The sequence below is a fragment of the Shewanella nanhaiensis genome (genome assembly GCF_019457885.1).
Lineage (GTDB): Bacteria > Pseudomonadota > Gammaproteobacteria > Enterobacterales > Shewanellaceae > Shewanella > Shewanella nanhaiensis.
Genome location: NZ_JAHZST010000045.1, coordinates 1 through 2,046 on the forward strand (window position 1 = coordinate 1; position 2,046 = coordinate 2,046).

The following is a 2,046-nucleotide window of genomic DNA, read 5'->3' on the forward strand; positions in this document are numbered from 1 at the left end:
TAGTCTGGAAACAATAGCATTGTGGTCCCACCTGATCCCATCTCGAACTCAGAAGTGAAACGCAATCGCGCCGATGGTAGTGTGGGGTCTCCCCATGTGAGAGTAGGTCATTTCCAGGCGCCTATTTTAATAAATAACATAGCTGTGATGTTTGTTTTTGAATCGCATAAGACTAAGTTATTAGATATAAAACAAAAATGCTGATATGGCTCAGTCGGTAGAGCGCATCCTTGGTAAGGATGAGGTCCCCAGTTCGATTCTGGGTATCAGCACCATTTTTGCATACAGAATTTGTTTGGAAACCATAGCATTGTGGTCCCACCTGATCCCATCCCGAACTCAGAAGTGAAACGCAATCGCGCCGATGGTAGTGTGGGGTCTCCCCATGTGAGAGTAGGTCATTTCCAAACGCCTATTTAAGTGAAAAAGCCACCTTATTAAGGTGGCCTTTTTGCGTTTGGGTTTTATAAGTTTTCAACGTTGCTTTCCATAGCCAATTTCAATGTAGGCAGGTGGCTTTTCCACTTATACCAATCGGTATAATCATCTGGTCAGATTTATCCATGAACGATTGCATAAAGTTTTCACCGTACTAATGTCACTAATAAAGCTATTCCAGGCTTGTGAGCATTGCTCAACAATATCCTCATAATTGGAAAAACACCTATTAACTAAGTGATGCTGTCTCATCCAGTCCCAAACTTGTTCAATAGGGTTGAGTTCTGGTGAATAGGGAGGAAGTTTGAGCATCGTCAGATTATCAAACTCATCATCTAGATCTTTACTATGCCAACCAGCACCATCCATGATCACTACAGCGTGATGATCTGGAAGGGTTGCTTGAGAGATAAGCTTTAGGTGTTGGTGCATTATCCCTTTGTCGACCCAAGGAGTGATAAGTGCCTCAGTGTTACCATTCGCCGGACATACAGTACCGAAAACATAGGCATATTCAAACTGTTGCTGCCGAACAACTCTTGGACGACTTCCTTTTTCCCCATAAACGCGTAGTTGTATTTTGTTGGCCTACTCTAGCTTCATCCTGAAACCAGACATCGACTTGAGATAAAGCGATATGGCCCGGAATGTTAAGGATCGTTTTCAAGCGGAAGTTTTTTAAAAGCTTCTTGTGCAGCTATTGATTGTTTAGGATGCTTTGAGCGACTCGTTATCTATGAAAAGCCTAGCCTTTTTAAAACCCTATAGATGCTTGATAACTCATACCTAATGCCAAAGTTCTTAAAAAGGTATTCATTAATGTCATGACCAGAAAGTCTCCCGCCAGTTTCAGAGAGACTTTGCTGTTCAATAAATGTTGAAAGTTGTCTAGATTGAGCTGCATTTAAGGCTGGAGGCCGACCAGGGATGTTTTGTGCTCAAGTCCAACTAAGCCTTGCTCCAAAAATCATCTACCCATTTATTTACACTGGTACGGCTCACTTTAAGTATTTTGGTTATCTCAGAGCGATTGTGACCTTCACTGAAGTGCGCCAAGGCTAAAAGGCGGCTCCGCTTTTGTGCATTTTTCTCTCGGCGAGCCAGGCTTCGAAAATCGGTGGTTTCAGGCTTTTCCATATGCAATTCAACTCATAGAATTAACTAGGTATATTAGATAACCCTTTATACCGATTGGTATTACAGCCCGATATGGGGGAGATAATTTTCGTATATGCTAGAGCTAGTGACCTCTAATAAGGCACTTTATGATGCTATAAGGTAATTGGGGTTATTAAATCTTCAGTGAGTAGCAAAGGACTCTATTTTGTTTTTGTGAACAACTCTGTGGGTAAGTAGTGGGCATGATGTGTCTACATTAGGTATAAAAAATAAATAAATATTTAGTGAAAAAAGCCCTTGCACAGTTGCGAGTAATCCCTATAATGCGCATCCACTGACACGGCACAGCAGGCCAACTACCTAGTCGAAAGAGTAGATAGCACGGGACTTGCAGCAGTGTTAGAGAATCAAAACTCCTCGGAGATTTGATTCAGGTGACAAATGCTTTAGAAGCTTTATTAGATGGTTGTTGACACGAGAGTGAACAAA

General features: G+C 41.7%; 3 protein-coding genes, 1 tRNA gene and 2 rRNA genes. 3 read left to right on the top strand and 3 right to left on the bottom strand.

Annotation, left to right across the window (positions count from 1 at the left end):
• Nucleotides 1-3 precede the first annotated feature (3 nt).
• The 3 genes from rrf (K0625_RS24225) (at nt 4) to rrf (K0625_RS24235) (ending at nt 410) form a co-directional block, all read left to right on the top strand.
• A 5S ribosomal RNA gene (gene rrf / locus K0625_RS24225) occupies nt 4-119 on the top strand.
• 80 nt (nt 120-199) lie between these two features.
• Nucleotides 200-275 (top strand) — tRNA-Thr (locus tag K0625_RS24230).
• A gap of 19 nt (nt 276-294) precedes the next feature.
• Nucleotides 295-410, top strand: a 5S ribosomal RNA gene (gene rrf, locus K0625_RS24235).
• Between the two features lie 133 nt (nt 411-543).
• On the opposite strand, the gene K0625_RS24740 is transcribed toward rrf (K0625_RS24235), so the two are convergent.
• The 3 genes from K0625_RS24740 to K0625_RS24750 form a co-directional block, all read right to left on the bottom strand.
• Nucleotides 544-1,017 carry an IS630 family transposase gene (locus tag K0625_RS24740; protein ID WP_333473932.1) on the bottom strand — a complete coding sequence of 158 codons (474 nt, stop codon included), beginning with the start codon at nt 1,015-1,017 and terminating at the stop codon, nt 544-546.
• A gap of 155 nt (nt 1,018-1,172) precedes the next feature.
• Nucleotides 1,173-1,367, bottom strand: a complete 195-nt coding sequence (locus tag K0625_RS24810) for a helix-turn-helix domain-containing protein (RefSeq protein ID WP_333473933.1) — start codon at nt 1,365-1,367, stop codon at nt 1,173-1,175.
• Nucleotides 1,368-1,386: 19 nt separating this feature from the next.
• On the bottom strand, nt 1,387-1,575 hold the full coding sequence (locus tag K0625_RS24750; protein ID WP_269902821.1) for a helix-turn-helix domain-containing protein: 189 nt from the start codon (nt 1,573-1,575) through the stop codon (nt 1,387-1,389).
• Between the last annotated feature and the right edge of the window lie 471 nt (nt 1,576-2,046).